This is a genomic window from Acinetobacter sp. CY79, assembly GCF_059515845.1.
On record NZ_JCAKMY010000031.1, the window covers coordinates 1 to 25,521 of the forward strand.

The following is a 25,521-nucleotide window of genomic DNA, read 5'->3' on the forward strand; positions in this document are numbered from 1 at the left end:
TTATAAATATCAAAATCTTATAAGCAAATAAGCAATTTTAATTATTAAATCATCTTTGTATTAGAAAAATGAATATACAGTTCTTTTAATTTATTTTTACTCTTAATTTCATGGCTTGATTTAAACCATTAGATTCCAAATTAAACAAGCTTAAATATGATTTGAATTCATTTCTTTAAACTCGCCTATTAATACTATTGCTATTAAAGCTTATAGATATCTTTAATTGCTTAGACAACACCCGTTCTAAAAAATTAAGATTTAAAGTGAAAAAAAATATTTCAATCATTTTATCTTTTTCAAAATTAAAAGGATCAATATTAAAATCAATAAATTAGCCTTATAAAAATTATTTTTATATAGACAAGATATGTATAAGAATAATGAGGAAACAGCATGAGAATGATTCAAAACGTCAAAATATACCCGTTAAAGCGGTTTTTTTTATGCACCTGTTAAGAAATTTGACTTATTATACTGCGGCACTAGTGAATGCACATATAACCGTAGTTTAACTGTCAAGTAGTACAGCAACTCGAGAAGGTCATTTTTATCCATAAGTATAATTGACTTTTTTTGGCTACTCACTAATCTTAAAGCAAATTTGAAACCGTCCACCCAAGGAAAATACTGAATTATTTCGGGGCGGATTATACATTCACCAGGACAGGAGATATATTGAATGTCTGAAGCAACTGGCAAAAAAGCCGTTTTACAGCTTGATGGCAAAGAAATTGACTTACCAATTTACAGCGGCACATTGGGCCCAGATGTAATTGACGTTAAAGATGTATTGGCCGCAGGTCACTTCACTTTTGATCCTGGTTTTATGGCTACTGCTGCGTGCGAGTCTAAAATCACATTCATTGATGGTGGTAAAGGTGTTCTCCTTCACCGTGGCTACCCTATCGATCAGTTAGCGACTAAAGCTGACTACTTAGAAACTTGCTACCTATTGTTAAATGGTGAGCTTCCAACAACTGAACAAAAAGCTGAATTTGACGCTAAAGTTCGCAACCATACTATGGTTCATGACCAAGTGAGCCGTTTCTACAATGGCTTCCGTCGTGATGCTCACCCTATGGCGATCATGGTGGGTGTTGTTGGTGCGTTATCTGCGTTCTATCACAACAACTTAGACATTGAAAACGTTGATCACCGTGAAATCACTGCGATCCGTTTAATTGCGAAGATTCCTACTTTAGCTGCTTGGAGCTACAAGTACACTGTTGGTCAACCATTTGTTTACCCACGTAATGACTTGAGCTACGCTGAAAACTTCTTGTACATGATGTTCGCTACTCCAGCGGATCGTGATTACAAAGTTGATCCAATTCTTGCAAAAGCAATGGACCGTATTTTCACGCTTCATGCTGACCACGAACAAAATGCTTCTACGTCTACTGTACGTTTAGCTGGTTCTACTGGTGCTAACCCGTATGCATGTATTGCTGCTGGTATCTCTGCACTTTGGGGTCCTGCTCACGGCGGCGCGAACGAAGCTGTTCTTAAGATGCTTGATGAAATTGGCACTGTAGACAACGTTGCTGGCTTCATGGAAAAAGTGAAAACTAAAGAAGTTAAACTGATGGGCTTCGGTCACCGAGTTTACAAAAACTTCGATCCACGTGCGAAAGTAATGAAAGAGACTTGTGACGAAGTGTTAAGTGCACTTGGCATCAATGATCCTCAATTGGCTTTGGCTATGGAACTTGAACGTATTGCTCTTTCTGACGAATACTTCATCAAACGTAACCTATACCCTAACGTAGACTTCTACTCAGGTATCATCCTTAAAGCGATTGGTATCCCAACAGAAATGTTTACTGTGATCTTTGCGCTTGCACGTACAGTTGGTTGGATCAGCCACTGGTTAGAAATGCACAGCGGTCCTTACAAGATCGGTCGTCCTCGTCAGCTTTACACTGGCGAAGTTCAACGCGACATCGTTCGTTAATTCGAACAGCGTTGATCGACACAAAAAACCACCCTTCTGGGTGGTTTTTTATTCAATTCACTTTTGAACTAGAATGGTTAGGATTAGATTGGTTTTAATAAGATAAATTAATACCGCCTATTCATTCTAGTTTTAATATCATACGTATGTAAGAAGTAAAAAAACCAAGTGCGGTTTCACTTGAGGTTTCAGCATCAATCTAATAAAAATTAAGAAGCTTGTGAATAGTGATCTAAGTCCATTTTGCTCAAACGACGTCTAAGCTCTTTCAATGACCAAGGCCAAGCAGCGAAGTTACGCCCATTCACATCGAGATAGTAACTCTTACAACCGCCTGCGTTAAATACAGTCGTTTTCAGATGCTTTTGAACCTGATGGTTATGCTTAGCAATAACATCCTTCTTGATCACAATTTTTTTAATGTTCTGTGACTTCATTTTGATTAAACCATCAATGATATAACCAATTTGAGCTTCTGCAATGCCAATAAAAGAATCATAAACCAAGATGTTCGGACCCAGAACCAAGAAAGCATTCGGTAGACCTTCTATACTCGTCCCAAGATAAGCTTCGGGAGATGAATCTTTCCATCGATCTGCAAGTAACTTACCTTCTACATCATAAACACGTTTACCAATCGGAGGATGTGAGACCTCAAAACCTGTTCCCCAAATGATGACATCAACTTCGTGACGTTCGCCATTTGCAGCAACAACAGTATTACCCTCTATTTCAACTAACCCATGAGGTATAAGACTGACATTTTCTTGTTGCAAAGCAGGATAATAGTTATTTGCAAACAATAAACGCTTGCAACCAATATCAAAATTAGGCGTTACATCTTTACGCAATTGATCATCTTTAATCTGTAATTTCAAAAGTTGACGGCTCAACACATTCACAGGCTTTAAGGTCTTAGGATTACGCAAACCAAAGTTAATACCGTTGAGTATTTGAGCAATACTGTTACGCCAAGCCTGCTGAATCACGGGGAAGCGTTTAATAATATTCTTCGCGGTATCGTTTAGATCCATATCTGCTTTAGGTAAGACCCAAGGCGCCGTTCTTTGAAACACGTACAATTCTTTGGCAAGTGGTTGTACTTGGGGTATAAATTGAATCGCTGAAGCACCTGTACCAATCACTGCAACACGTTTACCAGTTAGATCATAGTCATGATTCCAACGTGCAGAATGGAACATTTCCCCTTTAAAAGTTTCAATACCTTTTAACTTAGGCATTGAAGGCTCAGTAATTGGACCTGTAGTAAACATCACTGTTTTTGCTTGATATTGACCTTTGGATGTTTCTAAATTCCAAATGCCTTTGGCATCATCCCATTTTGCACTAATCAATTCATGATTAAATTTGATTTTTTTATTGAGATCAAATTTTGTAGCAACATCTTCCAAATAACTTAAAATTTCAGGCTGCTTAGCAAATAAATGACTCCACTGATGACTTGGCGCAAAAGAAAAAGAATAGAGCGCAGACGGCACATCACATCCGCACCCTGGATAGTTGTTATCACGCCATGTCCCGCCTACTCGATCTGCTTTCTCAAGTACCACGTAATCGTGATAACCGACTTGATTCATTTTATATGCTGCAGCGATACCTGATATACCTGCCCCAACAACAATGGTGTCGTAAATATGTGCACCTGAATCCTGATCAAATAAGGCAATATCTTCACTCTTTTGCTTATGAGTATTTGCCTGAGCTGAATCTTTTTGTTTTCGTAATTCTTTTTGCTTCTCTGAGTCTTTTTGCTTCTGTGAATCTTGCTGACTTTTTATATCAGCAAGAGTGTCTTGATCTTTTTTTAAAGTGCCCAACTCTGCATCTTCAACCACATGATTCTTTCCAGCGCTCTCAATACTGACATTAGCACTAGCCGTATCGACGACATTTACATCTGTTGCTTTTACAACGCCATTTGATTCAATTTGAGCGTCATTTGTATCCACTGGCTGTTTTTGAGCGACGACGATCTTTGATTTCACTGTTTTTTTATTTGGCATACTTGTTCTCTTATCAATTTACTGCAGAGCTTCACATTCAACATAGCTTGAGAGCTTCTTATTTGACGTATTTTTTAAATAATGGATATCCCATACCCAGTACCTTTGCATAGAGTGCGGGTGAAGCACGTTTCATGAGCCAAAAGAGTTTTGCATCGGGTTGTGGAATCGTATACAACTTTCCAGCGTCTAAATTATTCAGTGTTTTTTGTGCCACCTGATCACTGGTCACGAAGGCGTGATTCTGAAGCAAATTATCCGCTAAGCCTGAATATTTTGACGGTAAGCGACCATTTTTCATAATATTGGTGGGTACTAACGTGGGACAAAGCACATTGACACGAATATTATCTGGATAAAGTTCAGCTGATAATGTTTCTGAAAGCGCCAACACACTTGATTTAGTCACGTTATACGCCGTCATTTCAGGCGCTGCAGTATAGCCCGCCGCAGATGCAACATTAATAATTGCACCATAGCCTTGTTTCTTAAATTTTGGCACAAAATAATGACATCCGTGAATTACTCCCCACAGGTTGACATGCATACACCATTGCCAGTCCTCTAAAGACACTTCATCAAAACGACCACCTAACCCAACACCCGCGTTATTAATGACGAGTGATACAGGATGATTCAATAATTTTTCAGCCTGTTCCGAAAGTGACTGCACTTCTTCCTTGATTCCAACATCACACCTTATAGCAAAAGCTTTTTGACCAGTTTCAGATTGAATCAATTGCACAGTTTCTTCAGCAGCAGGTAAATTAATATCTGCACAAATAATGTGTCCACCTCGTTTTGCTAACTCCATAGCAAAACTTCGTCCGATTCCACTCCCTGCTCCAGTCACAACTGCATAAGCATTTTGACTCGGCTTCACTTTTTTTGAAAATAATCCCATCTTCAATCATCCATTTTTTATATTTATTGATTAACTACGTAGTGCTGGCGTGAACTCTTTCACAAGATATGGGGTTAACAAACCAGTTTCTGGATTAAGTAATTTCTCTTTGTAGTATTCAAGGAATTCAGACGTATCATGATCATTCGGATGAAAATCTGGACGTAAATAATCAAAGATATGTTTAATTGAACTACCATAAACACCATCTTTTAAACCAAAAATTAAACTAAAACTGCGTGGAATATCTTTCCAATAGCTTAAACTCACCAAATTACTTGGCTTGCGATAGAACGGCACAATCGTTGAAGCAGCAGAGATAAGCACGAGAATCGTGATCAATGCAGGGAAGAAACCTGCAATGCGTAATAAGTAGTTGTCTGAAAGTGTCTGAAAAACATCATACGCAATATCTTTATGCTCAGATTCTTCTAGCATGTGCCACATCCAAATCGCACGTTGTTTTTCATCTTGAGATCGAAAGAATATCTCTTCATGATTCATCATATATTCGGCAAGCACTGCGGTAAAATGCTCAATCCCTGCCATTAAAGACAATTTCATGGGTTGAGGTAAGCGGTTAAACCCGTATTCAAAAACATAATGTGCTAAGAAGCGAAAGAATTGCACTGGTAAATCAATCTCTTTATAAGCTTCATTCATTTCTTCATGCATTTTAGAATGAATTGCTTCCTGTCCAATCAGAGAGGTTACACGCTGTTTAAGCAAAGGATCTTTGATAAAATCACGATGATATCGAGCCGTATCAATGACCAAGTCTTCACCCAATGTTAAGAAAATGGATAACGATGCAAAATATGCACTTGCAAGCTCAGCATTCATATAAAATTTAGGATCAATCAGTTTAGGATCAAAATCAAACTTCATATGGCGAATAGGAATTATTTTAGACTGTTTCGCTGGATCAAATTTTCGACCAGAAAAAACTTTAGATATTTTTTTTATAGGCTGAGTGATTAACATGTCGAATACTCTACTGAATTAAACATTAAATTCAACTTCACAAAAACGTGATTGAATCATCCTTTTGCTAAAATTTAAGTCAAATATGAACATTACAATGTGCAAAAATGTCCTTTTTAATGTGCAAATTATGCCTAAGCGATAACTTGTCAGACAATCTTGGTGATTATTTTTCTTTAGAATCTATATCTATATCATTAAAGGACATTTTTACTTTGGCGTCTTAAAATCGATAGGAGCTAAGGTAAGAGATTTGAACCGCTGAAGAGTCGCTGTGTTAAATCCTAGTGTAGAATGAGATAAGTATTCCTTGAGTAAAAAATACACTTCAGATCTACTTTCTATTAGCAAATGTTTAAATCAAGAATAAAAAATGATTGAACATCATTTTAAGGATATTGATGCAACTTTTCTGGAATTTATTAATTCGTATTTTGAAAATGCAACGATTTCGTTGCCGTGGATTAACTGTGGGAGAAATTAAACTTTGCCAACAGGTTTTTGGACATCTTATTCGCTATGATGAAGTGAAAGTGATGAATCACCCCTATCTACCATGGCAATCCATTCATGTCTTTATGGCACCCACGGGTTATATTCATGCACGAAGTTTAAATTACTTAAGTGATTACAGTAAGCAAAGTTTAGGCTACCAAGCTGTATTTATCCACGAGATGGCGCATATCTACCAATATCAGCAGAATATTAATGTATTATTAAAAGGCGCATTTCTTCAGACGGCTTATTTTCTGAGCTTTAAAAAGTATGATCCGTACAAATACAAATTAGAAAAAAATAAAAAATTCTTTGAATACAATATCGAACAACAAGGTGACATTGCTAAAGACATTTTTTTAGGGAAAATTGATAATATTATTTTATCTTAAGATTGAAGTATCACATGCCCAAATATAGACCTGTAATGAAATGATTTCTCAATGAAGGATTCACTTCAACATTCAACTGCATTTTTATATATTTATCCAGAAAACATCCGTGATTAAAATATCCATGAAATGTACTGTTAATGTTGAATATTCACCATGTAACGCTAGTATATGATTTATTTTTAGATAGAATACAGAAGAGTCAGATTTGTTCATGTAAGAAATAATTTTTTATGTCTTCGTAATGATTTAAATTTTAGCCCTTTGGCAGTGTAGTACTATCCAACACACACAGCTGTACAATTATATCGATACAAATCAGCATTTTGTGTATATTTTCACCCTATAGGAATAGGATCTTGTTTAAATGAAAAGTTTTAAAGTTTCTCTTGCTCAATTCTCTCCACATACTGGAAATATAGAAGCTAATGTTCAAAAAATGATTGAACTTGCAAATGAAGCTAAAAAGCAAAATGTAGATTTAATTGTTTTCCCTGAATTATCAACAATCGGCTACCCTGCTGAAGATTTATTGTTACGTCCCAGCTTAACCAAACGTACAGCATCTGCATTTGAGCAACTTGCAGACGTCAAAGACATCGTTTTGGTTTTTGGCTTTGTCAATCAAGCTGAAAATGGTGAACGTTATAATTCTGCTGCTGTCATGAAAGATGGGCAAGTATTGGGTGTTTACAATAAACAAAACTTGCCGAATTACAGCGTATTTGATGAAAGACGCTACTTTAGCGAGGGTCATCAGCACCTAATCTTTGAATATCTAGGTCATAAATTTGGCGTATTAATCTGTGAAGACATTTGGAAGCTCGAAACAGCTCAACAAATTGCACAGCTGAATGTTGAAACTGTGTTGGTGCTGAATGCTTCTCCTTATGAAGTCGGTAAGCCACAACACCGTATCTTGACTTTAAAAGAGCTTGCTCGTCAGCTGAATATCAATATCGTTTATACCAACCAAGTGGGTGGTCAGGATGATTTGATTTTTGATGGTACAAGCTTTGTCATTACCAATGCAGGTGAAGTCGCTTTAGAAGCGCCAAGCTTCAAAGAAGATCTTTATACTGTTGAGTATGAAATCGAAAATAAAGCTTATAAAATTACTGAAAAAGCGCCTGCCTTAGATACCATGGCTGAAATTTATCAAGCCCTTGTACTTGGTACACGTGATTACGTTCAGCGCTCTGGCTTCCCTGGTGTGATTTTAGGTTTATCTGGTGGCATTGATTCTGCTTTAACCCTTGCCATTGCTGTTGATGCGATTGGTGCAGATAAAGTTCAAGCTGTGATGATGCCTTACACTTATACCTCTCAAATCAGTGTTGAAGATGCAACTGAACAAGCAAAACGCATGGGTGTGACGTTCGGAATTGCCGAAATTCATCCAATCGTAAATAGCTTTATGCAAACCTTGTTTCCATTCTTTGGTAACTCACCCGCAGATGCGACTGAAGAAAATCTTCAAGCGCGTGCACGCGGAACATTGTTAATGGGCTTATCGAACAAATTTGGTAATCTTGTTTTATCTACAGGCAATAAATCTGAGTTGTCTGTCGGTTACTGTACTCTTTATGGCGATATGGTCGGTGGTTATGCAGTCCTGAAAGACGTCTATAAAACGATTGTTTTTGAGCTTGCAAAATACCGTAATAGCTTAGAGGAAACGCCTGTTATTCCTGAGCGTGTGATCACTCGCCCACCATCAGCTGAATTACGCCCAGATCAAAAAGATCAAGACTCATTACCATCTTATGACATTCTTGATGCGATTCTTTATGCTTATCTTGAGGAAGATATGAGTCAAGATGACATCATTGAAAAAGGCTTCGATAAAGAGGTTGTGATTAAAGTCATTCAACTGGTTGATCGTAATGAGTATAAACGTCGTCAAGGTGCAATTGGACCGCGTATTAGCTCACGTGCATTCAGTCGTGAACGTCGCTATCCAATCGTAAATGGATGGAAAGCAGGTGTCTAATCAGACACTCGCTTCAAAACTTGCTCAAGCGCTTATGCTTGGGCAGGTTCAGTTTATTAAAAAACAACTTTTAGAACATAAAAATAGCCCCTATCTCAAGCAATTTATTGATCAGATCTTTATTCAAGCGGATCAAATTCAACTCAATGAAGTGATTCAATTAGAACAACTCCATGATGTTGTTTCAAAATATGCTTTTGACCTCAACTTAGGTCCTGAATTACTTGAGTTTATTGGCTTTGTTGCACAAAAAATCCATCAGTTGATTATCGCTAATCACTCAACGATCAATACCCTCATTTCAGATCAATCTTTTGAAACATGGCTTTATAAGATCTTAGAATTAGAACAAGCTCGAAATTATCTTGAGCAAAGTATTAGTCAAAACCCCAAAGCACAGCTCATCAGCCTACATTTAGCCAATCAAATTTTAGAAAGCAATACACCTTGGCTTGATCAATTACGTAAGCTGAATATTAAGCAACAAGGGCTCAGTGCTAAGCTACTTAGCTTTGTGCAAGAACAACAACACAATGTTGAACTCAAACTTGAGAAACAGCTTGCTCAAGTGATTCTCAAACAACTGAGTTATATCATCACCTTACCGAGTCAAGAACTCGCTGAAATCTGCTTAGATATTTGGTCTGAAGTCAAAACGAGAACGTTTAAAGATGCTATTTCCCAAATTCAATCTATAGACTTAGAAGATTTCTTTATTTTAGTCTATGAAACTTGGAAAGAATTGCGCGAAACACCGCAAATGCAAAACATTATTTTGAGTGTTGTCTCTTCATTTTATGGTTATTTTGGCGAATATAGCCTTCAAGAATTATTGCTTGCTGTCGGTATAAATGAATCAGATTTATACGAGGAGGCTGATCGATTTATTCCTTTTACCATGAAAGCATTGAATGATAAGAGCTTACTCGATCCTATTATTTTATCTTTGGTCGAACCTTATTTTAGCCATGCTGACACGCAGCAACAGATTCAAGCATACTTAAGCCAGCATAGTGAATCGAATAAATTATAACAATATCTCTGAATGAGTGATTACGCGACTATTCTATTTATTTCAGTTTTTATGCACAAAAAAAGAGACCACACTAGTGAGTGTGGTCTATAAAAATGGTGGCTATGACGAGACTTGAACTTGTGACCCCCGCATTATGAGTGCGGTGCTCTAACCAACTGAGCTACATAGCCGTAACCTGTGCGCGCATTATCTAAAGTTCTTATGGTCGCGTCAAGCAGTAATACTCACTAATGTTCAGTGTTTAAACAAACATGCACTATGTGTCTAAAATTAATCCATACTAAGTGAAAATTATCTTTAAAATGGATTTATAAATTGAAGATGATGCAAAAATGATAAAAATTTTATTGCCCATTTTACTCATCAGCCTAGTCAGTGGTTGTCAACTCATCAGCCCTATATTTGTAGAATATCACGGTGTCCGTATGGACGTTGCAAAATGGATTAATTCACAAATATTTCTATCTATGCAGCAAAAGCGAAGTCTTGCGCAGTTAAGCCGTGCGCAACAAAAACTTGTCAGAATTGACCAAATCACAGAAAATGACAAAATTAAAATCCGTACACAAAATGCAATTGCGTTGTATTGTGCAAAGCAACACTTAACAGCTAAGAAAATTGAACAACTGCAAGACCAAATTTTCAATTTGACCGATAAAAACAGAATTCTTGAAAAATTTGATCAAGAGTTTCCTAAAGTTAAACTTGATGCTAGTCAAGTAGAATGTGACTAAACAAGAGATACATCATTCTGTCTTTTAACTAACTTTTTGCTGAGTCAGGTTATACATATTCACAGAATAAAATTAAATTTTGCTACACGTTATATATACATCAGTTTTGATTCATCTCTTTATCTAGCTCTTAAGCATAAATTATGCATCATGAAAATAAATTTTCAAAAAACTTACCCAAAAGATTTGCAATAAAATTCGTATCGTTAGCTTTTAGATTATAAAATAATTTCTAATTTACACATAAAAAAAGACCACACTAGTGAGTGTGGTCTATAAAAATGGTGGCTATGACGAGACTTGAACTTGTGACCCCCGCATTATGAGTGCGGTGCTCTAACCAACTGAGCTACATAGCCGTAAACTGTGGGCGCATTATCTACTTGATTATAATATTCGTCAAGTAATATCCGCACCGTTTGATCAAATTTTGATGAAGTGAGCCGATAAGCCGGGTTCTGTCGTGAACGATCATTCCTCTAGGCGTACAATCACTCATACGCTCAAGCGACCTACCCGAATCCAGCATGGGCCATGCCTAATGGATTCCTATTTGGTCTTGCTTCCGGTGGGGTTTACCATGCCATGAACTGTTACCAGTCATGCGGTGCGCTCTTACCGCACCCTTTCACCCTTACCACTCTCTAGGCCGACCCGAAGATCAGTTGCAAAGTGGCGGTCTACTCTCTGCTGCACTTTCCGTAGGCTTTCGCCCCCCAGGCGTTACCTGGCACCTTGCCCTATGAAGCCCGGACTTTCCTCCCCTGTTTCAATCACGAAGATCTACGCAGCAGCGATCGTCTAGCTCACTTCAAGTCGCGCATCTTAACAAACTTTGAACTTAATTGCTCGCGCTTTTTTGAGCAATTAACTTTTTATACTTTTCCATCAATTGATCTTGTGATTCTGTATGGTTCGGATCGAGAGGAATACAATCTACAGGACAAAACAATGCACACTGCGGTTGGTCATGATGCCCCACACATTCAGTGCACAAGTCGGGGTGAATTTCATAAATCAATTCACCCATATAAATCGCTTCATTTGGACACACAGGCTCACATACATCACAATTGATGCACTCATCTGTTATATATAAAGACACGCTACCAACCTTGTTGATGTTTCCGCTCAAATGCTTCAACCACAGCTTTAGGCACAAACTTGGTTACATCACCATTTAAACGGGCAATTTCACGCACAAGTGTGGATGAAATAAATGAATATTGTTCTGAAGGAGTTAAAAATACGGCTTCAAAATTTGAATCAAGTTGACGATTCATGTTCGCAAGCTGAAACTCATACTCAAAATCGGAAACAGCTCTTAAACCTCGAAGTACGGCGGTTGCCTTTTGCTCATTGAAAAAATTAACCAATAGACCATCAAAACCAACAAATTCAACATTCGACAAATGACTGAGTGAAGCTTTCGCTAGCGCCACACGCTCATCCAAGCTAAATACAGGATTCTTATGATGACCAATCGCAATGGCTACAACGACTTCATCAAACATTTTCGCTGCGCGAGTCACTAAATCAACGTGACCATTTGTAATTGGATCAAATGTTCCAGGATAGATGACGCGAGTTTTAGACATCCATTTATACTCAAGATTTATTATGTGAACATAGTTTAACAAAAACTTGTTTCATAGCGAACTACTGTTATACCTGAAATCACTTCACCTCAAGCCAAGTTTAAGGCAAAATACATGTAATCTCGGAATATTAGTATTATGTCGAAATCAATTGTCGTAAAAAAGAATAATGGTGGAACGATTGCGCTGAACAAACGTGCGCGCCACGATTATTTTATTGAAGAAAAATTTGAAGCAGGTTTATCGTTACAAGGTTGGGAAGTCAAATCACTTCGTGCTGGTCGCATGTCGATTACTGAAAGTTATATTATTTTTAAAGGTGATGAAGCCTTTCTTTTTGGTGCTCAAATTCAGCCACTTCTTTCAGCCTCGACGCACGTTGTTGCTGAAGCGACTCGGACACGTAAGCTACTCCTTTCACGTCGTGAACTTGAAAAACTTCAAGGTGCGATTAACCAAAAAGGTTATACCTGTGTGCCTTTGGCATGTTATTGGAAAGGACGTTTGGTTAAGCTCGAAATTGCCTTGGTTAAAGGTAAGCAACTTCACGATAAACGTGCCACAGAAAAAGACCGTGATTGGCAACGTGATAAAGCTCGAATTTTCCACAAGTAATACACATATAAAAAACCGCCTAATTGGCGGTTTTTTATTCTTCATCAATTTGATCAGCAGAACTTTAATGTGCCATAGCAGTTAGACTTTACTGTTTGATTGGCTAATCTTTGGTTTTGTAACTGTAAATAGACTGGATTTGCTTGAGTTGCGGAATCCAAATTCGCAACCACTTTGGAAGATAAAGGTTGATCAGCAAGTAATGCGATCAACTCACCAATACCGACGACTTTAGCTTGAGGTGTCTCTGATGATGTTTGCATTAAAGTCTGCGAAACTCTCTCAGCAACCTGCTTAAGCGTATTGTTATCTAAAATAATGGGCTGCGTTACATTTAAGTGGCCAAGTTGAACGGGATCATTAAAAGACATCCACCAACCCGGCTGAGCAACATCTGTATTCCCTGACATCGTACTTAAATTATTATTATTTGAGTCTGAACTTGAAATTTTAGCACCTGGCCATAACAGAGGAATATCTTGTAAGGATAAATACCCACCTGTGCCTGTCAATGGAATATTGTGAAACATACTTAAAGATTGAATGAAATCAATTTTCAAATTTAGGTTATTGATTGCAGAGCCATCCGACATTTTAAACTTAGCATTTGCTTTAAGTAAGGTTGTTAGATCACACGATAAGTTTGAACTTGGCGCATCACAAGATAAATCCACACGTAGTTGATCATTTGCAAACATTGAACTTGGATACCTTGGATCGCCATTCGGTGCAATTGGTATGGTATCTAACTTGGTTCGAATATCATAAATCTCAGCTTGAGTTTGCCGTTTACCATTTACAGTAAAAGGCTCTAGTACAAAATTGGTTGAAACAGACGGCACTGTAATCCCTGTACTATCAGAACCTGTACGACTTACAAACTTAATATCTGTATTAATGGGTTTGATTAAACAAAGTGAGGTTAGACATACTTCCAGATGTGCAATCCCTTCGAGTTGCTGATCATTTACCCCTGCACCAGGTTCTTTACTCGCTAAACCAAATTTTGCTTCTTGTGTTTGTGCTGTACCTGTAGTTCCAGCAACCTGCATAAAACCGCTGAGACGCTGTATACCATCTGTAGTTGAAGATGTCGTTCCATTTTCTAAACCGGCGGACAACAAAGCTGAGATTTTTTCTGCACTAAACCGTACACCTTTAACCTCACGGGTTGATGCTGAATTTGGATTGGCAATTGCAAATTCCATAAATGGATTGGTAATTGACCCACTGGTTGAGGCACGCCCATTATTAAATATAGGGACACCATCTGTATCATAAGAGTCAGGCAACCCACTCAATGCTAGGTTTTTGATGTCGATATCACATGCATCTTTTCCATTAACACCACCACATCCTAATTGCAGATTTTTAATATTAGCATTCAGATTCAGTTCAGCTTCCAAACCTAACTTATAAAAACCAACGTTGTTATTGAAGATATTTTTCATTGGATTGGCATTATCTGTAGGAGCAAGATAAGACAAGCTCATCAAAGCCTGACCATTCACATCCGCCAACTCCGAATCTGTTAATGTTTTCAGCTGACTATTTGCAAAGGTAAATGAACTTATACCTAAAGTCAGTGGCAGACAAATACTGAATATATGCACTGATCTTTTTAAGACCATGATCATTCTCCATCTTTAATTTTATTTTTATCAGTGCTTATTCCTTGAGCACATTCAATATGTATCATTTATAATTATGATTAAAAAGCATTAACCTATTAACGGTTTTCTATAATTATAACTTTAAGAAATACTTCTCTTTATTTAGTTAATATAAACGCCTAATTTCAATTCTTTTTTTTTATTTTCAACATTGTTTATTTTTCAATCATAAATTCCGACTAGTGGCATTTTGAAAATAAAAAAAAAGCCCCTTTTAAAGGGGCTTTATCAAAATAAAATCAGCAAAACTTTAAGTTTCCATAACAGTTTGGGGCAAAACTTTGATTTGTAAGTTGCAAATTCTTTAAAGGAAAATCTAAAGATGTGTTCGGTAAGTGTACATTACCTACTGTTAGTGCATCACCAAACAAGCAGTTTAACAAACCACATCTTGGAGGATTTTGTTTAATGAAATTACTAATTGGATTAACAACTTGCTTTAAAACATCATTAGTAACTTGGATCTGATCCGTGGGCGTTACATTACCAATATCAATCGCATCATCAAAAGCCAACCACCAACCTGTATTTGCTGCAGCATCAGCTTTGGGCCACCAAATTTTTTGCGATTGAAGAGATAAAGACATCGGGTTATTCACTTTCAAAGCATGAATATAACCAAGATTCTGATCTACTGTAATATTAGCTTTAAGCCCCGTGATATTACCATCAACTTCTTTCTGAAGCTTTAATAAACCTGCAGTAATATTTAGCGCCGCCTTCAAATCACCATTAAAATCTAACTGATGAATATTTGCATAGCCCCCCAAATTTACAGAAGACATTCGAGTTCCATTCACGGTAGTACCGTTTAAAAAAATATCCGCTTTTGCAGATTTTAGTCCAAGGCTATAGTCATTTGATTTAAAACCTAATGTAGGACAGATAAAAAGTACACAAGCCTCAACATTCCCATCAATCGTCATACCCGTATCTGCATAAGTCATATTTCTTGGAGCAGTATAGGCCGTCCCTGTCGAAGGATTGATTTTCATATATCCACTAAGTGAGTTAATCCCATTTGGCTTATCTGAGTTTTCATCACCCAACGTCAATAACCCCAACGCTTTTTCAGCACTCAGCCTCAAGCCAACAACTTCACGTGTAGAAGCTGTATCTGGATTTTTAATCGCAAATTCTAAGAAAGGATTGGTCAGTTTCGCAGAGGACCCTACACGCCCATCACGTGTCTCTGATAAACCACTTAGACTCAAATTATCAATATCAATGTCACAACCACCTGCACCATTTACACCACCACAACCCAGTTGTAGTTTTTTAATATTCGCATTCAGTTCAAGTTCAGCTTCCATGCCTAATTTATAGAAACCGACACCTTGACCTGACATTTTATTGGCTGAATCTGTGGGTGCAATATAAGATAAACTCATTAAAGCCTGGCCTGTTACATCTGAAAGGGCTACATCGTCCATAGCCTGTAATGTGTCGGCTTGAACGATTGAAATTGAGGATAATCCGCACACTAAAGGGATTAAAAAACGTATTCCATTGCGTGATCTTTTTAAGACCATTATTTTCTCCAGCATTCTTATTTTTTGCATAATCTTATCCCAAGACTATGCTTGATTTATTATAATCAAGAATATGCCAGATTTTATGACTTGTTTAACATTATTTGTATCAATTGATGCCATTAAACACAAAAATTCAAATATTATAATCAATTAGAAAATTTTATCGTCTAATCAATTCTGCAATATACTTTCCAAACCAAACTGCAGTATCTAAATCACCTTGAGGTGGCGTGATTTCTACAGAGGCGTTGTCCGACTGCGTCATTAAGCCTAAGAAACTCGACATACGGTTGAGATCGTGATTATCGCGTCCTGTTGGCATCAATGGTAAACCTGTCCATAGCATGCCATGTTGCATCGCAAACAAGTTAATTTGTTGAAGTACCGCGAGCTTATCACCACTGAGTCCACCGCCATTGGTAAATGCAGCTGCCAGCTTACCTTGCCACGAACGTGCCAACCAACGCTTAGAAGATTGCTCCATAAACTGTTTCAGTCCTGAAGTCAGACTTCCCATATACGTAGGACACCCAAATACAATCGCATCCGCCAGATCAAGTGCATCCCAATCAATATCATCAATCGTCATCAATACAACACTGATTTGAGCCTGTGTTACACCTTGAGCGATGTATTGAGCAACTTTAGCGGTATGACCATAAGGGCTGTGATAAACGATAGCAATAGACGGAGTTAGATCAGACATAGGACGACATAGTGACAGTGTAAGGATAGTTTAGCATTAACACCCATATAAATGCCTATTGCATAAATACAAATGTCGCCATGCGACCTGTTTTTGCTTCACGGCGATACGAAAAATATTGATCGGCTTGCTGGTATGAACATTGATCACCACCCAGTACAGTTTGGACGCCGTTTTGGCGCAAAATATATTGGGCGATTGCATAAAGATCCGCTTGAAATTTACCGTCTGCAATCCCTTGCTCAAATGCAATTTCAAGTTCTGGATATTTATTGCAGAATGCTTGCTTGACCTCTACTCCCACCTCAAAACACGGTTGACTAATCGCGGCACCCATCCAAGCCCAAGATGCTTTACTCGTCATCTCAGCAATAGTGTTTTCAATAATCCCATTTGCCAATCCACGCCAACCTGCATGTAAGTTGGCAACTTCGGTGCCTTCGGCATTACCCAAAACAATCGGTAAACAATCGGCTGTCATCATCATTAAAGCATGTGACTTAGTTTGAGTGACCAAGCCATCACCTTCAAGTGCTTCAAATGGTATTTGATCATTGATAGTTAAACAAATCGTGCTATGGGTTTGCGTCATCCATGTGATCTTATCAACACCGAATTCGGCAAAATCTTCAAGCAATGCCATACGATGCTGTTGCACACGTAAAGGATCATCTTGTACATGCAAAGCGAGATTAAATCCTGCAAGTTCAGTGACAGAAGTTGCTAATGCATTAGGATGTTTGATTTGGGTTTGCCCCGCATATACACCCTTTGGCAGTCCTTGAACAAATCGCATACATAATCTCCTTCTATTTCTGAACTTTCTATTTCTAAACCCTAAAAGCAAATGGGATCAATTCTAATAGCTTCTTTAGCCATACAATCGATCCCATTTAGAGCATAAGCAAACGATCGTTCGATTAATATGCCTTATTTTCTGTACGTAATGTTTCTAACAGTTGAACAAAGTCATTTGGCCATGGCGCTTCAAATTGCATCTCTTCTTGCGTTTTTGGATGCACAAGACCCAACTTGGTTGCATGTAAAGCTTGACGCTTAAACGAGCGTAATTGAGTTGCTAACGCTTCTGATGCACCCGCCGGAACTTTGACACGACTTACATAGACTGGATCACCGACTAAAGGGAAACCAATATAGGTGAAGTGAATACGGATTTGGTGGGTACGACCCGTTTCAAGCTGAGCCTGAACGCGCGTGAAATTCTGGAAACGCTCTTTCACGTTAAAATGAGTGACCGCATCACGTCCACCTGGAAGAATCGCCATTTTTACACGATCTACAGGATGACGCTTAATCGGTTCATCAATCGTACCACCTGCAATAATATTGCCATAGCAAATCAAATCGTAAACGCGATAAACCGATTTTTTAGCAAGCTGTTTGCTTAAAGAGAATTGTGCTTCTAAGTTTTTCGCTACAACCAAAAGACCACTGGTGTCTTTATCAATACGATGAACTAAACCTGCACGTGATAATTCAGCAGATTTTGGAAAATGGTGAAGGAGTGCATTGACCAATGTACCATTTGGATTACCCGCACCCGGATGTACAACCATACCCACAGGCTTGTTGATCACTAAGATGTCATCATCTTCATAAATCACATCTAATGGAATATCTTCAGGTTGCAAAGTGGTCTGTGCTTCAAGCTCTACTTCCAATGTAAGCATTTCATTGCCTTCACATTTATATTTCGGTTTAACAACATTACCATTCACCAACAGATGACCATCTTTCATCCATTGTTTTAATTTTTCACGAGAAAAATCATTCCAAACGATTGCAGCAACTTGATCAATACGTTGACCTAAATAGCTCTCATCCAATTGAAATTGCAACGATAAACGTGTTGCAGTTGAAGCTGAATTGTGATTATCTGCATCCTCAGAATCTTCAATTAAGTTGAAGTCATTTTCTGGGAAATTAGAATTAGAAGATTGTGCTGAAGTCATTTGCTCATTCGGACAAAAGTGGTTTAATAGTGCAATTGTAGCCTATTGCCCGTATAAACAGAGGAATTTTTATGTCGCTACCACGTTATAAAGTTACAATGCTTGCTTTATCGCTAGGTTTAGCAGCTACTTTCGTTGGCTGTAGCAGTAATCCAAAGAAAGAGGTAGTCGACACAGGCCCTCAATCAAGTGAACAAGTTTATTATGATAAAGCACAGAAATCATTGGATCGTGGACAGTACGGCGATGCTGCAAAATCATTAGAAGCATTAGAAACTTATTTCCCAACGGGACAATATACGCAACAATCTCAACTTGATTTGCTTTACACAAAATTCAAGCAAAAAGATTATGAAGGAACTGTTGCACTGGCTGATCGTTTTATTCGTTTAAATCCACAACACCCGAATGTGGACTACGCTTACTATGTACGCGGCGTGGCGAATATGGAACAAAACTATGATGGCTTAATTCGTTATACATCACTCCAACAATCGCATCGTGATGTCAGCTATTTAAAATTAGCCTACCAAAATTTTGTTGATTTCATTCGCCGTCACCCAAGCAGTCAATATGCTGTAGATGCTGCACAGCGCATGAAATTTATCGGTCAAGAGTTGGCTGAAAGTGAAATGAATGCTGCTCGCTTTAACTTAAAACGTAAAGCATGGTTAGCCGCGATTGAACGTTCTCAGTGGGTGGTTGAACATTTCCCACAAACGCCACAAATTCCTGAAGCACTAGCAACCATGGCATATGGTTATCAAAAACTGGGGGATAATGCGACTGCACAACAGTACATCGACGTTTTAAAACTTAACCATCCAAATATGGTGAGATCAAACGGCGAAGTGAATTTACGTGCTGCACGTCGTGATAGCAACTGGCTGAACAAAGCCACTTTAGGTATTTTAGGTCGTGAAGCGCGCGCTCAAAATACAGAAACCACTGAAGTTGAGAAAACCAAAGAGACATCACCTAGCTTGTTAAATCGTTTCAGCTTTGGTCTATTAGGGAATAAAGACTCAAATGTCGAAAGTGCACCTGTAAACGAAAGTTTATACGATCCGCAACGCACTCAATAATTCTAGTGTTTGAATCAAGCGGGAATGATTTCCCGCTTTTTTTATATGTGAAACTGGATAAAATAACGTGACAATGCGTTAAACTAGCCATCTTATTCATGTTTTAGACACTGACTTTTTAATATGGCAATCCCTCAGCACACCATAGATCAAATTTTAGATCGTACCGATATTGTCGATTTGATTGGTCAACGTGTGAAATTAAAAAAGTCAGGTCGTACCTATTCAGGCTGTTGTCCTTTTCATCAAGAAAAGTCCCCCTCTTTTCACGTCTATCGTGATAAGCAGTATTTCCACTGTTTTGGCTGTCAGGCCAATGGTAATGCTATTCGCTTTTTAATGGACATCGACAATCGTAACTTTGTCGATGTCATGAAAGATCTCGCAAGCCAGTCTGGAATTGAACTCCCTAAAGATAATTTTGATTCAAAAAAATTATCTTATAAGCGTGAAACCGCTAAACCGAAAATAGCTCAAGCATCGTCACCTAGAACACAACAAAGTGATCAGCAAGGCGTTCAACAAACCAACCCACAAGATAATGCAACAATCCAACAGAATGAGACTCTAGATCATTATTCCGATCCATTTGAAGCATTCCAAAACTATGCTGAATTTGATGGATCAGATTTCGGGCATTCTGATTTGGCTTTTGCAGATCAATATGATCAACAGGTTCCTCAAGACGGAAATTTGTATGATCTGCTTGAAAGCGTTGCTCAATATTATGAGAAGCAACTGCCAAACAGTAAAATTGCACAACAGTATTTTAGACATCGTGGTCTAAGTGCTGAAACCGTAAAGTATTGGCGTTTAGGTTATGCCCCTGAAGATTGGCAACATTTAGAAAAAACCTTCCCTCAGGATATTGAAGGCTTAAAACTCCTCGGTTTGATTCGTACCAGTGACAGCGGTCGTGACTTCGACTTACTTCGTGAACGTGTGATTTTCCCGATCAGAGATGCCAAAGGTCGTGTGGTCGGTTTTGGTGGTCGCGCTTTAAATGACGAAATGAAGCCGAAATACATTAACTCACCCGACTCTGAAGTCTTTCACAAAAACCAATTACTTTATGGCCTGTATGAAGGTCGTAAGCTGAAAGCGCAAAATTGGCTCATGGTGGAAGGCTATATGGATGTAATTGCCTTACAACAAGCTGGTATTCCAGGGGCAGTTGCGACATTGGGTACAGCCAGTAATGCTGACCACCTCAGCACCTTATTTAAGCAAAATAATCAAATCACCATTGCTTTTGATGGCGATGCTGCGGGTCAAAAGGCAGCGCGAAGAACCTTAGAAATCGCTTTACCTTTATTGAATGACGGTCGTGAACTTAAATTCTTTATCATGCCCAAAGAGCATGACCCTGATTCATTGGTGAGAAAAGAAGGCTTAGAGACTTTTAATCAACTGTGGCAACAAGCGCCCCTTCTTTCAGATTTTATCTTTGCATTGCTCAGTCAACAATATGAGATTACGACACCTGAAGGCAAAAGTCAGGTCATGGCCGAGCTGAATCAACTGACTGAATTGATGCCTAAGCATGGCTCGTATCGTTATTTGATTCGCCAATTTTTTAAAGAAAAATTAGGCTTTAATAAAAAATGGCAGCCTCAAATCAGTCTTGATGCATCATTGTCTTTTAATATTCGGACTAAAGATGAAGATTTTGCAGTGGCCATGCTGATGCACCACCCTTTTCTGTATATTCATTTTGAAAACTTACGTGCTTATTTGCCTGAAAGTGAACTGTTGGCACAAATTTTAGCGATTTTCAATCATATCTTTGATGATCTGCCCGATGACCAAGAACTGGCAACCTATTACATTTTAGGTGCTTGCAGTGCTTTCCATATGGAAATTGCTGAAATTATGAATAGAACCAATATTCAAGCTCTAACACAAGCTCCTGAAATGGCGGATAAATTAGCCTCAGAATGCTCACTTTCTTTACAAGAAAAGTTTTTACGCCAAAAACTAAAGAAACCTGCTTCTTTGATCGAGTCGAGACACCTTAGACAACAGTTGAATGACTTAACCAAACGTATTGGTTTAAGGCTACTCAACGAATAAATCATATTTTTAAAGTTTTAGCTGTTTGACTGAACTATTTTTTGTATTGAAGGCAGATTAACAGTCTATCAATTACCTTTTCACTTTACGTTGCTTATGGAAAATTTCATCCAAACTGTCTTTCAATCCTTCAAAATGCGCAGGATCTTCAGATTTAGCCACTTCACGTAATAACAAAGACGTTGGATGCAATAGTTTTTGAGTCAAGCGGTGTGCGAACTCTTGCATGACCAATTCAGCATTTTCACCCGACTTTAAACGCTCAAGCGCCAAATTCAACTCTTGTTCTTTTTTCTGCTCACCTTGATCACGGTAAGATTTGATGATCGGTCCAGCTTGATTCACTTTCTGCTGAACAATCAATTGCGTTGCGAGCTGATTGACCATGACTTCAGCTTCAACTGCCGCTTGGCGACGTTGTGCTAAGTTTTCATCGATCACCGTTTGTAGGTCATCCACCCCATACAAATACACACCATCTAGCTGTTCAACTTTAGGCTCAATGTCACGTGGAACAGCCAAATCCACCATCAACATCTGTTTATAACGACGCTGCTTGAGTGCTTTTTTGACATCATCATAAGCAATCACTTGATGCAAACTGCCTGTACAGCTTGAAATAACATCCGCACGATGTAAGTTTTGTGCCAGTTGATCAAATGGAATAATTTCGACTTGAACGCGATGCGAGATTTCAGAGGCCAATGATTCAGCACGTTCTCGACCACGGTTACAGATTAAGATCTTTGCAACACCCATTTCAGCCAGATGTTTTGCAACAAGGCTATTCATCTCGCCTGCTGCAACGACCATCACAGTCAGTTTTTCAGGTTGACTGAACACCTGTAGCGCCAGTTGAGCAACTGCATAACCCATAGAAACAGCATGGCTACCTACCGCTGTTTCAGAGCGGACACGTTTAGCAGCATAGAATGCATATTCAAATATTCGATTTAAATTCGGTGAAATAACCGCAGATTCTTTAGAGATATTTAATGCTGATTTGACTTGCCCCATAATTTGAGGCTCACCCAACATTAATGAATCCAGTCCACTTGCAACGCGCATTAAATGCGTTACCGCATCAGCATTTTCATGACGATATACATGGTGTGACAACTGGTTTACATCAATACCATTTTTCTCTGCAAGCCACTCGAGTACCATGTCAGCGTTTTCTGCCATAGCATAGACTTCGGTGCGATTACAGGTTGATACCACCACCATGTCATTCAAAGTCTGGTCGTGACTTTGCTCAAGCAAAAGCTCTTTTAACTTTTCAGGGTTAAAAGCGACTTGCTCACGCAACTCAACAGACGCGGTTTGATGGTTGACACCCAATGCAAAGAAAGACATATCAGATCATCAATTCACTAAATTTATGCTATTGTGCAATAAAGGTGTCATAAAAAGCATTACTTGGATAAAAATTTGCGTCAAATAAATAGCCGAATCAACGGCATGACAATTAAGCAGTATTCTACCACAATCTTGTTGGCGGGTAGCATGACTTACAGTGCTCATATTAGAGCATCTGAAGAAAATTATCATGCACAATCAAATCGAAATGCTATCCAACAAACCATGATGGCAGAGTTTGCTATTGCCGCAAATGATACAACCACTGCTTTACACAACTATACTGTACTCGCAATCCGAAGTAATTCAACTGCGATCAAACAACGTGCTTTGAACATTGCTTTAGATGAAAATGACTTACAAGCGGCATTAAATATTGCCACGCATTGGGTGGTTCAAGAACCCACAGATGTCCCCGCAAAATTTTATTTAGCACACATTGCTCTAAAAGCTCATGAATATGAATTGGCTGCGGATGTTCTTGACAGTATTTTACAGATTGATCCCGACTCTGATTTAGAATTGATTCTTGAAGGGATCGCACCAGAATCTGATGAAGACCAGCTCAATCTACTTAACACACTGAGTAAAAGTAAAGAGCGCAACAACCCCTCTTTATTGGCTTTAATTGCCAGCCTTGAAGCTAAAAATGGCGATGTTGAGCAAGCCCTTATTACTATTAATAAAGCACTCAGAAAACGCCCTAAAGTGACCGGATTTATTCTTTTAAAAGCCAATTTACTTATGGCAATGGGTGATACGGATGCCACACTCAAATGGTTTGAAAAAAGTAGTCGAAAAAATCGTAATAATTTAGAGGTGAATTTAGCGCAAGTTCGTTTTCTCATTAAGCTCAATGAAGCAGAGCTTGCGCTGGATAAGCTAAAAAGAATCATCAAAAAATGGCCCGATGCTGAAGAGGCTTTATTTATCGCTGGGTTAACCGCGATTGATTTAAAACAATACGATGAAGCTGAACAATTCTTGATTCAATTACGCTCTTCTTCAAAATATCAGAACGATGCATATTACTACCTTGCAGTAAATGCAGAACGAAAACAGCACCTTGAGACCGCGAAAGCCTATTACCGTTTAGTAGATGGCAATCTTTATATGGTGTCACGTCGCAGTTTGATTTCGATCTACGAGAAACAAGATAAACTGAATGATATGCTGCGTTTTTTGACGCAAGAACGTGTCAACTACCCGCAACATGCGAGTTTCTTATATCAAGCTCAAGCTGAAATTTTAAAACGTATGGGCAATAAAAAAGCTGCACTGGGTTTACTCAAAGAGGCCGCTAAAAACTTACCTGATGATCCTGAGTTACTCTATTCTCAAGTTTTACTGTTAGATCCATTTACTGAACGTGAACGACTTGACAGCACACTTAAACAACTCATGATCATTGAGCCCAACAATCCAAATTATCTCAATGCCTATGCTTATACTTTAGCTTTGCAAAATAGACGCTTAGACGAAGCAAGAAGTTATGCAGAACAAGCTCTAGAAAGCGCACCAGATCAAGCCTCAATTTTAGACACATTGGGTTATATTACTTTTTTACAAAATGACTTTAAGACCGCATCTCAAGTGCTCGCTAAAGCTTATCAACTCAGTCAGAGCGTTAATATTGGCGTTCGCTTAGCAAAATCTCTCTATATGCAGGGCTCACTGCCTGAATTTAGTCATTTGTTACAACAACTCCAACAAAATCATCCGAATGATCCTCAATTAGAACAGTTGAATGGTTTATTGTTACCTGAAAATTTCCAATGAGCGCGCTTTTATGCATCCAATTGTAAAAATAACTTTTATTCTAAGCAGTACATTCAGTGTATTGGCAATGACAGGTTGTCAAAGTATCAGTACTCAAAAGCCTTTAAGCAACAGCACCATTCTACAAGCTGAAAATCAATTCCAACTTCAAGGCAAGATTGGAGTCAAAACTCCACAACAATCTGGCAGTGCATTTTTTACATGGGTTCAAAACCAGCAAAATTTTGATATTGAACTCAGCGGGATTCTCGGTGTTGGTAAAACGCAAATCTCAGGTCAGCCTGGTCAAGTGACGCTAAATAGCGCCAAAACAGGTAAAATCAAAGCTGCAACCCCAGAAGAACTATTAGCGCAAGCAACGGGATGGCAAGCACCGATTACAAACTTGGTTGATTGGGTTCAAGCGCAACCTGCATCGAGTACTGCTCAAATCGAAAAAGATCAACAACAACGTATCCAGCAAATCATTGAAGACGGCTGGACGGTGGCCTTAAGCTACAATGACAATGCAAAATTACCCAATAAGCTGATTTTGCAACAACAGCTTGAAACAGGTAAAGAAAACCGTATTACAATGGTCATTCAAAATCGTTAATTAAATAAGTC

21 protein-coding genes, 2 tRNA genes and 1 other RNA gene are annotated in these 25,521 nt (G+C 38.4%); 10 read left to right on the forward strand and 14 right to left on the reverse strand.

Going from position 1 to position 25,521, the window contains the following annotated elements:
* Positions 1–682 precede the first annotated feature (682 nt).
* The gene (gene gltA, locus AC5YCE_RS12510; protein WP_496125159.1) at positions 683–1,957 is read left to right on the forward strand and encodes a citrate synthase; all 1,275 of its coding nucleotides are present in this window, start codon (positions 683–685) and stop codon (positions 1,955–1,957) included.
* A 209-nt stretch (positions 1,958–2,166) separates the two neighbouring features.
* On the opposite strand, the gene AC5YCE_RS12515 is transcribed toward gltA, so the two are convergent.
* The 3 genes from AC5YCE_RS12515 to AC5YCE_RS12525 are packed head-to-tail and all read right to left on the reverse strand — an operon-like array spanning position 2,167 to position 5,869.
* Positions 2,167–3,981 carry a flavin-containing monooxygenase gene (locus AC5YCE_RS12515; RefSeq protein ID WP_496125160.1) on the reverse strand — a complete coding sequence of 605 codons (1,815 nt, stop codon included), beginning with the start codon at positions 3,979–3,981 and terminating at the stop codon, positions 2,167–2,169.
* 58 nt (positions 3,982–4,039) lie between these two features.
* A complete protein-coding gene (locus tag AC5YCE_RS12520) occupies positions 4,040–4,885 on the reverse strand; it encodes an SDR family NAD(P)-dependent oxidoreductase (protein ID WP_496125161.1) in 846 nt (281 codons plus the stop codon).
* A 30-nt stretch (positions 4,886–4,915) separates the two neighbouring features.
* A complete protein-coding gene (locus tag AC5YCE_RS12525; RefSeq protein ID WP_496125162.1) occupies positions 4,916–5,869 on the reverse strand; it encodes a metal-dependent hydrolase in 954 nt (317 codons plus the stop codon).
* 401 nt (positions 5,870–6,270) lie between these two features.
* Between AC5YCE_RS12525 and AC5YCE_RS12530 the strand changes: the two genes are divergently transcribed.
* The 3 genes from AC5YCE_RS12530 to AC5YCE_RS12540 all read left to right on the forward strand — a co-directional run bounded on the left by AC5YCE_RS12530 (position 6,271) and on the right by AC5YCE_RS12540 (position 9,782).
* Positions 6,271–6,756 carry a hypothetical protein gene (locus tag AC5YCE_RS12530; protein ID WP_496172262.1) on the forward strand — a complete coding sequence of 162 codons (486 nt, stop codon included), beginning with the start codon at positions 6,271–6,273 and terminating at the stop codon, positions 6,754–6,756.
* A 367-nt stretch (positions 6,757–7,123) separates the two neighbouring features.
* Positions 7,124–8,749 (forward strand): NAD+ synthase, encoded by a 1,626-nt coding sequence (locus AC5YCE_RS12535; RefSeq protein WP_496125164.1) that lies wholly within the window; start codon positions 7,124–7,126, stop codon positions 8,747–8,749.
* Positions 8,742–9,782, forward strand: coding sequence for a hypothetical protein (locus tag AC5YCE_RS12540; protein WP_496172263.1), 1,041 nt, complete (start codon positions 8,742–8,744; stop codon positions 9,780–9,782). The genes AC5YCE_RS12535 and AC5YCE_RS12540 overlap by 8 nt, the downstream gene beginning before the upstream one ends.
* A gap of 96 nt (positions 9,783–9,878) precedes the next feature.
* Here the strand turns inward: AC5YCE_RS12540 and AC5YCE_RS12545 are convergent.
* Positions 9,879–9,955, reverse strand: a tRNA-Met gene (locus AC5YCE_RS12545).
* A gap of 162 nt (positions 9,956–10,117) precedes the next feature.
* Between AC5YCE_RS12545 and AC5YCE_RS12550 the strand changes: the two genes are divergently transcribed.
* Positions 10,118–10,519, forward strand: a complete 402-nt coding sequence (locus tag AC5YCE_RS12550) for a hypothetical protein (RefSeq protein WP_496172264.1) — start codon at positions 10,118–10,120, stop codon at positions 10,517–10,519.
* Between the two features lie 282 nt (positions 10,520–10,801).
* On the opposite strand, the gene AC5YCE_RS12555 is transcribed toward AC5YCE_RS12550, so the two are convergent.
* From AC5YCE_RS12555 to coaD, 4 genes are all read right to left on the reverse strand, one after another.
* Positions 10,802–10,878, reverse strand: a tRNA-Met gene (locus AC5YCE_RS12555).
* Positions 10,879–10,950: 72 nt separating this feature from the next.
* An RNA gene (rnpB, locus tag AC5YCE_RS12560) (RNase P RNA component class A) lies at positions 10,951–11,332 on the reverse strand.
* 28 nt (positions 11,333–11,360) lie between these two features.
* Complete coding sequence (locus AC5YCE_RS12565; protein ID WP_496125167.1) at positions 11,361–11,624, reverse strand: YfhL family 4Fe-4S dicluster ferredoxin; 264 nt, start codon at positions 11,622–11,624, stop codon at positions 11,361–11,363.
* A 1-nt stretch (position 11,625) separates the two neighbouring features.
* A complete protein-coding gene (gene coaD, locus AC5YCE_RS12570; RefSeq protein WP_496172265.1) occupies positions 11,626–12,117 on the reverse strand; it encodes a pantetheine-phosphate adenylyltransferase in 492 nt (163 codons plus the stop codon).
* Between the two features lie 138 nt (positions 12,118–12,255).
* On the opposite strand from coaD, the gene smpB reads away from it, so the two are divergent.
* On the forward strand, positions 12,256–12,732 hold the full coding sequence (gene smpB, locus AC5YCE_RS12575) for an SsrA-binding protein SmpB (protein WP_496125169.1): 477 nt from the start codon (positions 12,256–12,258) through the stop codon (positions 12,730–12,732).
* A 53-nt stretch (positions 12,733–12,785) separates the two neighbouring features.
* Here smpB and AC5YCE_RS12580 read toward each other — a convergent pair whose 3' ends face one another.
* The 5 genes from AC5YCE_RS12580 to rluD all read right to left on the reverse strand — a co-directional run bounded on the left by AC5YCE_RS12580 (position 12,786) and on the right by rluD (position 18,619).
* A complete protein-coding gene (locus AC5YCE_RS12580; RefSeq protein ID WP_496172266.1) occupies positions 12,786–14,363 on the reverse strand; it encodes a hypothetical protein in 1,578 nt (525 codons plus the stop codon).
* Between the two features lie 281 nt (positions 14,364–14,644).
* A complete protein-coding gene (locus AC5YCE_RS12585; protein ID WP_496172267.1) occupies positions 14,645–15,937 on the reverse strand; it encodes a hypothetical protein in 1,293 nt (430 codons plus the stop codon).
* Positions 15,938–16,100: 163 nt separating this feature from the next.
* Positions 16,101–16,646 (reverse strand): flavodoxin family protein, encoded by a 546-nt coding sequence (locus AC5YCE_RS12590; RefSeq protein ID WP_496172268.1) that lies wholly within the window; start codon positions 16,644–16,646, stop codon positions 16,101–16,103.
* Between the two features lie 55 nt (positions 16,647–16,701).
* Positions 16,702–17,442 (reverse strand): peptidoglycan editing factor PgeF, encoded by a 741-nt coding sequence (gene pgeF, locus AC5YCE_RS12595; protein ID WP_496172269.1) that lies wholly within the window; start codon positions 17,440–17,442, stop codon positions 16,702–16,704.
* Positions 17,443–17,566: 124 nt separating this feature from the next.
* A complete protein-coding gene (rluD, locus tag AC5YCE_RS12600; RefSeq protein ID WP_496172270.1) occupies positions 17,567–18,619 on the reverse strand; it encodes a 23S rRNA pseudouridine(1911/1915/1917) synthase RluD in 1,053 nt (350 codons plus the stop codon).
* Positions 18,620–18,690: 71 nt separating this feature from the next.
* Between rluD and AC5YCE_RS12605 the strand changes: the two genes are divergently transcribed.
* Together AC5YCE_RS12605 and AC5YCE_RS12610 are read left to right on the forward strand one after the other, a co-directional pair.
* Complete coding sequence (locus AC5YCE_RS12605; protein WP_496172271.1) at positions 18,691–19,704, forward strand: outer membrane protein assembly factor BamD; 1,014 nt, start codon at positions 18,691–18,693, stop codon at positions 19,702–19,704.
* A gap of 123 nt (positions 19,705–19,827) precedes the next feature.
* Positions 19,828–21,777 carry a DNA primase gene (locus AC5YCE_RS12610; RefSeq protein ID WP_496172272.1) on the forward strand — a complete coding sequence of 650 codons (1,950 nt, stop codon included), beginning with the start codon at positions 19,828–19,830 and terminating at the stop codon, positions 21,775–21,777.
* A gap of 72 nt (positions 21,778–21,849) precedes the next feature.
* Here AC5YCE_RS12610 and hemA read toward each other — a convergent pair whose 3' ends face one another.
* Entirely contained in the window at positions 21,850–23,133 is a 1,284-nt protein-coding gene (gene hemA, locus AC5YCE_RS12615; RefSeq protein WP_496125176.1) for a glutamyl-tRNA reductase, read from the reverse strand.
* Between the two features lie 75 nt (positions 23,134–23,208).
* Here hemA and AC5YCE_RS12620 point away from each other — a divergent pair, with 75 nt between their 5' ends.
* Together AC5YCE_RS12620 and lolB are read left to right on the forward strand one after the other, a co-directional pair.
* Positions 23,209–24,915: a tetratricopeptide repeat protein gene (locus AC5YCE_RS12620; protein WP_496172273.1), complete on the forward strand. Its 1,707-nt coding sequence runs from the start codon at positions 23,209–23,211 to the stop codon at positions 24,913–24,915.
* A gap of 10 nt (positions 24,916–24,925) precedes the next feature.
* Positions 24,926–25,510, forward strand: coding sequence for a lipoprotein insertase outer membrane protein LolB (gene lolB, locus AC5YCE_RS12625; protein ID WP_496172274.1), 585 nt, complete (start codon positions 24,926–24,928; stop codon positions 25,508–25,510).
* Positions 25,511–25,521 lie beyond the last annotated feature (11 nt).